This is a genomic window from Microbispora sp. NPDC004025, from assembly GCF_053604425.1.
In genome coordinates this window covers 1-7,680 of the sequence record NZ_JBSGHN010000036.1, presented here as the reverse complement: position 1 = coordinate 7,680, position 7,680 = coordinate 1, and the positions used below count along the sequence as shown (strand labels likewise).

The following is a 7,680-nucleotide window of genomic DNA, read 5'->3' as shown; positions in this document are numbered from 1 at the left end:
CTCAGTACCGATGTAGTTGTGGTTGAGCATCCTGGCCTCTTCCTGAGCCAGGACGACAACCCGCCGCGCACGGTCGGTGAACCTCTCGAACATCTGCACTCCTCGCTGCGGCGTGACCTACAATCGGAGTCTCCACTTCGGTTATAGGCTATGAAGCGGCGAATCCGGATGTCAATCGAGGCGTGGGAGAGCCGAGGGATGCCGAACGATCAGCGCGTTCCCGAGCCGGACACCCCCGCCGGGCCGGTGAGAGCGCTGCGCGCCGACGCCCAGCGCAACCGGGCGCGCATCCTGGAGGCGGCCGAGGCCGTCTTCGCGGCCAAGGGCCCCTCCGCCTCCACCGAGGAGATCGCCCAGAAGGCCGGAGTCGGGATCGGCACCGTCTTCCGGCACTTCCCCACCAAGGAGTCCCTGCTCAAGGCGATCATGCATGCCGTCGCCGTCAGGCTGGCCGAGGAGACCCGCGCGCTCGCGGCGGAGGGCGACCCCGCCACCGCGTTCTTCACCTTCTTCACCCGTACCGTGGAGCAGGCCGCGGAGCAGAAGACCGTCGTCGACCTGCTCGCGCAGGCGGGCATCCCGGTCACCGTCGCCAAGCCGGTCCTCGCCCTGCGTGAGGCCGTCGAGGTGCTCGTCGGCAGGGCCCAGCAGGCCGGGGCCGTACGTTCCGACGTCCGGGCGCCGGAGGTCATGGCCCTGCTGATCGGCCTGTGCCAGGCGTCCCTGCACACCCGGTGGGAGCCGGATCTGCGGGCCCGCACGCTCGCGATCGTCCTCGCGGGACTGCGCCCCGACACCGCGACCGGCTGACCCTCACCTCCCCGCCGCCGACGAGAAATCGCAGCTCATCGGCGTGGCGGGCACGCCGTGTGATCCCGCGGGCCGGACAGCCGGAATGATTGGCTTCGCACGGTGCCGACGACCTCGCGGTGATGGAGGCGCCGACACCGGTCACCGTTGTCAGAGAGGAGACGACGTGCGGCGCCAGGACGAGGCCGAAGATCTGGTCCAGCTGCTCACGCCCGAAGGCGAGCGTGTCGCGCACCCCGAGTACGACCTGGATCTGTCGAAGAGCCAGTATCGGGGGCTGTATCGCGACATGGCGCTGGTCCGCCGGATCGACCGGGAGGCCTTCGCCCTCCAGCGTCTCGGCGAGCTGGGGATGTGGATCCCCTGTCTGGGGCAGGAGGCGGCCCAGATCGGTTCGGGCCGGGCGCTCGCGCCGGACGACCACGTCTTCCCCTCCTACCGGGAGCACGGCGTGGCCTGGTGCCGGGGCATCGCTCCCCTCACGCTCATGGGCATGCTGCGCGGCACCACGAACGGCGGCTGGGACCCCCGGGAGACACGCTTCCACCTCTACACGATCGTCCTCGGCGCGCAGACGCTGCACGCCGTGGGGTACGCCATGGGGGTCCGCAGGGACGGCGACGACTCGGCCGTCGTGGCCTACTTCGGCGACGGGGCGGCGAGCGAGGGGGACGTCAGCGAGGCGTTCAACTTCGCGGCCGTGTTCGACGCGCCGGTGGTGTTCTTCTGCCAGAACAACCAGTGGGCCATCTCCCACCCCGTCGGGCGGCAGAGCCGGGCGCCGATCTACGAGCGGGCACGGGGCTTCGGCTTCCCCGGCGTACGGGTGGACGGCAACGACGTGCTGGCCTGCCTCGCCGTGACGAGGGCCGCGCTGCGGCACGTACGTTCCGGGGGCGGGCCGTTCCTCATCGAGGCGTACACCTACCGGATGGGCCCGCACACCACCTCCGACGATCCGGGGCGCTACCGGCCCGCCGAGGAGGTGGACGCGTGGCGGAAGAAGGACCCGATCGCGCGCCTGCGGGCGTACCTGCTGCGGGAGGGCATGGCCGACGAGGCCTTCTTCACCGAGGTCGAGGAGGAGGGCGACCGCATGGCCCTCGAACTGCGCGACGGGGTCATCGCCATGCCCGACCCGCCGGTGGACGCCATGTTCGACCACGTCTACGCCGACCGGCACGCGCTGGTGGAGGAGGAGCGGGCCTGGTACGCCGCCTACCTCGACCGCTTCGAGGAGCCCCGCGCCTGACCCGCGCCCACACCCCCGCCCGGCGGAAGGGCCTCAGGCCGGACGCCACATGCCGACCCGTACGGGCACGCCGGGAGAGGCGTGCACGAGCGGATCGTGGTCGGGCGCGGGCAGGCCGGCCGCCTCGAGCAGCCCCTGCTCCAGCCCGGACGCGTGGGCACGGTGGAGAGGCCAGCGCGGGTGTTCCACCTCCGCCGTCACCAGGCGGCCCGCCACGACCGTGAAGAGCCGGTACCGCTCCACGAGGAAGTCCGCGAGCCCGTCCCGCTCGGCCTCGCCCAGCGCGGGCCCGAGGTCGACGTCGACGTCGCACCGCGCCCCGGAGGGGCCCGGCCATCGGCGCGCGCAGCGGTAGCGGCGCCGCTCCCCCGCGCCGGTCACGGACATGTCCGACCAGTAGTACGGCAGCCCGTACGCGGCCCGGGCGCCCAGCACGGCGGGCAGGTTCCCGGCGTCCAGCGACAGGAACCACAGGCCGGCGCGCCCCCGGGCGTCCCGCGCGTAGGTGCGCACGTTGGTCTCGGGGAAGCGCGACAGCCCCGGCAGCGGCGGCAGTCCGGGCGCCCGCACGCCGCGCATCAGGAACGGCGTGAGCCCGACGTACGCGGCCCCCTCGTAGGTGTCGACGGTGAGCCCGTCCGGCAGGAACGCCTGCACCAGCGCGGGCGGATATCTCCAGTGGATGAAGGTGATGTCGGACCAGTGGTGGTGCATCACCGGACGTTCGACCCGTCCTGCCGTTGGGGACACCATGCCCGGGTTGCTACCCAGGAGACCCGTGACGGCACGCGCCTGCGGATGGGCGTCGGCGAGCGAAGGAACTTTCGCTCGGCCCGGCGAAAGTTATCCAGTTTTCACAGAACTATCTTCCCCTCACGGCAAAAGAAGCTTACGTTACGTGCGATCACCACTTCCAGGTGGATCTGTGAAGCGGGGTCGCGCGCCCGGGATCGTGCCGGGCGTACCGCACCGACGAAAGGAACCTCCGCCATGCCCCCCAGGCGGCCGACCGATCGCGCAAGAAAACGGATCGCACAGACCTGTGCCTTATTTCTGGCCTTCACCGGCCTGACCGTGCTCACCCCGGCCGCGCCGGCCCAGGCACACACGGCGCCCGTCGACGCCGCCGACTACCAGCGCGTGGAGATGGCCAAGGGCGTCGCCGAGATGGGCGAGCCCATGACGATGACCGTGCTGCCCGACCTGTCGGTGCTGCACACCGCGCGTGACGGAGTCCTGCGGCGCACCGACGCCCGCGGCGACACCACCGTGGTCGGCACGCTTAACGTCTACACGCACGACGAGGAGGGCCTCCAGGGGGTCGCGGCCGACCCTGGCTTCGCGACCAACCGGTTCGTCTACCTCTACTACGCTCCCCGCCTCGACACCCCCGACGGCGACGCCCCGGCCACCGCGTCGGACTTCTCCGCCTGGAAGGGCGTGAACCGGCTGTCCAGGTTCACGATCAAGCCCGACTGGACGCTGGACAAGGGCAGCGAGGTCAAGATCCTCGACGTGCCGGCCGACCGCGGCATCTGCTGCCACGTGGGCGGCGACATGGACTTCGACGCCGACGGCAACCTCTACCTGTCGACCGGCGACGACAGCAACCCCTTCGACTCCTCGGGCTACTCCCCCATCGACGAGCGGCCCGACCGCAACCCGGCGTACGACGCCCAGCGCAGCTCGGGCAACACCAACGACCTGCGCGGCAAGATCCTGCGCATCAAGGTCAAGCCGGACGGGACCTACGACATCCCCGAGGGCAACCTGTTCCCGCCTGGCACCCCGGACACGCGGCCCGAGATCTACGCGATGGGCTTCCGCAACCCGTTCCGGCTGAGCGTCGACAAGGCCACCGGCGTCGTCTACGTGGGCGACTACGGCCCCGACGCCGGGACCAGCGACCCCAACCGCGGGCCGAGCGGCCAGGTCGAGTTCAACCGCGTCACCCGCCCCGGCAACTACGGCTGGCCGTACTGCACGGGCACCAACACCGCGGTCGAGACCTACAACAGGTTCACCTTCCCCTCCGGTCCCTCCGGGGCGAAGTACGACTGCGCCGGCGGACCGGTCAACGCCTCCCCGCGCAACACCGGGCAGCGCACGCTGCCGCCCGCCCAGCCCGCGTGGATCAGGTACGGCGGCGACGCCGGCTCCCCGCCCGAGTTCGGCGGCGGCTCCGAGTCGCCGATGGGCGGGCCGGTCTACCGCTACGACGCCGACCTGAAGTCCGCGGTCAAGTTCCCGCAGGACCTGGACGGCCACTTCTTCGCCGGTGAGCTCGGCCGCCAGTGGATCAAGGCGATCGACGTGAAGGCCGACGGGACGCGCGGCGACATCGCGAGCTTCCCGTGGACCGGCACCCAGGTGATGGACCTGGCGTTCGGCCCGGACGGCGCGTTGTACGTGCTCGACTACGGCACCGGCTACTTCAACGGCGACGCCAACTCGGCGCTGTACCGCTACGAGTACATCAAGGGCCGCGACCGTTCCCCGATCGCCGTGGCCAAGGCCGACAAGACCTCGGGCAAGACGCCTCTCACCGTCACGTTCTCCTCGGCCGGCTCCGCCGACCCCGAGGGCGCGACGATCACCTACGCCTGGGACTTCGGCGACGGCACCACCTCCACCGAGGCGAACCCGGTCAAGACCTACGACAAGGAAGGCACGTACACCGCGACGCTCACCGTGCGCGACCCGGCGGGCAACAGCGGCAGCGCGAGCGTGCTCGTCACGGCGGGCAACACCGCGCCGACCGTGACCATCGAGACACCCACGGCGGGCAGCCTGTTCCAGTGGGGCGACTCGATCCCGTTCTCGATCAAGGTCACCGACCCCGAGGACGGCGAGATCGACTGCGCGAAGGTCAAGATGACCTACGTGCTCGGCCACGACAGCCACGGCCACCAGATCTCCTCGAAGACCGGCTGCTCCGGCGAGCTGACCATCCCGGTCGACGGTGAGCACGACGACGCGGCGAACATCTTCGCGGTGTTCGACGCCGAATACACCGACAAGGGCGGGCTGATCACCCACAGCCAGCACATCCTGCAGCCGCGTCACCGCCAGGCCGAGCACTACGGGGCCTCCCAGGGCGTCAACCCGATCGGGAAGAGCAACGCGCACGGCGGCAAGACCGTGGGCGACATCAACGCCGGCGACTGGATCTCCTTCAAGCCCTACGAGCTGAGCAAGGCCAAGGGCATCACCGCCCGCGTCTCCTCCGGCGGTAAGGGCGGCACCATGGAGGTGCGCGCCGGCTCGCGGACCGGCACCCTGCTGGGCAAGGTGAGCGTGCCCGTCACCGGCAGCTGGGAGACGTTCATCGACGTGTCCGCGCCGCTGTCGAACGCCCCGGCCGGGACGACCGAGCTCTACCTGGTCTTCCAGGGCCACGACGGCGCGCTGTTCGACCTGGACGACTTCACGCTGACGGCGGAGCCGCCGGCCGGCGGAAGCCCGGCGCCGATCGTCGGCGCCGCCGGCCTGTGCCTCGACGTCGCGAACGCCGACCCCGCCAACGGCACCAAGGTGCAGCTCTACGAGTGCAACGGGACCGGGGCGCAGGTCTGGACCGTCAGCGGCAACACCCTCCGCTCGCTCGGCAAGTGCCTCGACGTGTCCAACGGCGGCACCGCCGACGGCACGCGGGTGCAGATCTGGGACTGCGTCTCCGGCGTCGGCGCGCAGATCTGGACGGTCGGCACGGACGGCACCATCAAGAACCCCCAGTCGGGCAAGTGCCTCGACGCGACCGATCCCGCCCAGATCGTCATCAGGACGTGTGACGGCCGCGACGCGCAGAAGTGGACGACGGCGACCCCGGGCAGCGGCGAGGGCGAGGTCCTGGTCTTCTCCCGTACGGCCGGCTTCCGGCACGATTCGATCCCGGCGGGCGTCCAGGCCATCAAGGACCTGGGCTTCAAGGTCACCGCGACCGAGGACCCCGCCGTCTTCACCACCGAGAACCTGGCGAAGTACAAGGCCGTGGTTTTCCTCAGCACCACGGGCGACGTGCTGAACGACGCCCAGCAGGCGGCCTTCGAGGCGTACGTCAAGGCGGGCGGCGGCTACGTGGGCATCCACGCCGCGGCGGACACCGAGTACGACTGGCCGTTCTACGGCGGCCTGGTCGGGGCGTGGTTCGCCTCCCACCCCGCCGTCCAGCAGGCGACCGTGAAGGTGGAGGACCGGGCCCACCCCGCGACCGCCCACCTCGGGCCGACGTGGACGCGCACCGACGAGTGGTACGACTACCGGACCAACGCCCGCAGCACCGCGCACGTGCTGGCCACCCTCGACGAGAAGTCGTACTCGGGCGGCAAGATGGGCGACGACCACCCGATCGCCTGGTGCAAGGAGTATCAGGGCGGCCGGTCGTTCTACACGGGCGGCGGGCACACGGCGTCCTCGTTCGCCGAGCCGGAGTTCCGCCAGCACCTGCTCGGCGGCATCAGGTACGCCATGGGCGCGCTCAAGGCCGACTGCCGTCCCGAGACCGGCTACACGACGCTCTACAACGGCAGCACCACCGGCTGGGAGCAGGCCGGCCCCGGCGGATTCACCAACGCCGACGGCACCCTGACCTCGCACGGCGGCCTGGGGCTGTTCTGGTACAAGGCGAAGGAGTTCCACTCCTACTCGCTGAAGCTCGACTGGAAGATGCGCGGCGACGACAACGCGGGTGTCTTCGTCGGCTTCCCCGCCTCGGACGACCCGTGGTCGGCGGTCGACAACGGCTACGAGATCCAGATCGACGCCACGGACGCTCCGGAGAAGACGACCGGGTCGGTCTACGGCTTCCAGTCGGCGGACCTCAAGGCCCGGGACGCCGCGCTCAACCCGCCGGGGCAGTGGAACACCTACGAGCTCCGCGTCGAGGGCGAGCGCCTGCAGATCTTCCTGAACGGCGTGAAGATCAACGACTTCACCAACACCGATCCCAAGCGGTCCCTCCAGCAGGGCTACGTGGGCATCCAGAACCACGGCGACGGCGACGAGGTGGCGTTCCGGAACATCCGCATCAAGGAGCTCGGCCCGGCGGAGGGCGACGTCACCGTCCAGGCCGAGAGCTGGACCGAGGCGAACGGCGTCGACACCTACCCCCACACCCCCGCGCACGGCGGCACCGTGCTCGGCTACGTCAACCCCGGCGACTGGGCGGCGTACGACGGCGTGGACCTCACCGGGGTCACCCGCTTCACGGCCCGGGTGGCCTCGCCCGACCCCAGCGGCGGCTTCGAGATCAGGACCGGTTCCCCGACCGGCCCCGTGCTCGGCACCGTCACCGTGCCGAACACCGGCGGGTGGGAGTCGTACGCGGACGTCTCGACGCCGCTCACGAACGTCCCCTCCGGGAGCGTGAAGCTCTACCTGGTGTTCACCGGGGCGAACTTCGACGTGGACGACTTCACGCTCGTCCGCGGCCCGAAGAACGACGAGGTCAAGTTGACCGTCACCGCCGCGTCCCGCTGCATCGGCACCTCGGCCTACCTGGCGGTCACCGCCGTCAACAACGGTGACGCGCCGGCCACGATCGAGCTGAACACCCCGTTCGGCAAGAAGACCGTGGCGGACGTGGCTCCGGGCAAGCAGGCCTACCAGTCCTTCAACAC

Annotated in this window: 4 protein-coding genes; 3 read left to right on the top strand and 1 reads right to left on the bottom strand. The window is 70.6% G+C overall.

Annotation, left to right across the window (positions count from 1 at the left end; all coding sequences use genetic code 11):
• The first annotated feature begins 198 nt into the window (after positions 1-198).
• Positions 199-810, top strand: a complete 612-nt coding sequence (locus tag ACWEQG_RS38925) for a TetR/AcrR family transcriptional regulator (protein ID WP_363473235.1) — start codon at positions 199-201, stop codon at positions 808-810.
• A 166-nt stretch (positions 811-976) separates the two neighbouring features.
• Entirely contained in the window at positions 977-2,062 is a 1,086-nt protein-coding gene (gene pdhA, locus ACWEQG_RS38920; RefSeq protein WP_452292661.1) for a pyruvate dehydrogenase (acetyl-transferring) E1 component subunit alpha, read from the top strand.
• A 33-nt stretch (positions 2,063-2,095) separates the two neighbouring features.
• On the opposite strand, the gene ACWEQG_RS38915 is transcribed toward pdhA, so the two are convergent.
• Positions 2,096-2,815, bottom strand: a complete 720-nt coding sequence (locus tag ACWEQG_RS38915) for a YqjF family protein (protein WP_452292659.1) — start codon at positions 2,813-2,815, stop codon at positions 2,096-2,098.
• Between the two features lie 237 nt (positions 2,816-3,052).
• Here ACWEQG_RS38915 and ACWEQG_RS38910 point away from each other — a divergent pair.
• Positions 3,053-7,680 (top strand): ThuA domain-containing protein (locus ACWEQG_RS38910; protein WP_452292657.1); only part of this gene is annotated, 4,628 nt, incomplete at its 3' end.

Bases quoted from the DNA above. Each gene is read 5' to 3' on its own strand.
- ACWEQG_RS38925 (WP_363473235.1), top strand. From the start codon at position 199: ATGCCGAACGATCAGCGCGTTCCCGAGCCGGACACCCCCGCCGGGCCG.
- ACWEQG_RS38915 (WP_452292659.1), bottom strand. From the start codon at position 2,815: ATGGTGTCCCCAACGGCAGGACGGGTCGAACGTCCGGTGATGCACCAC.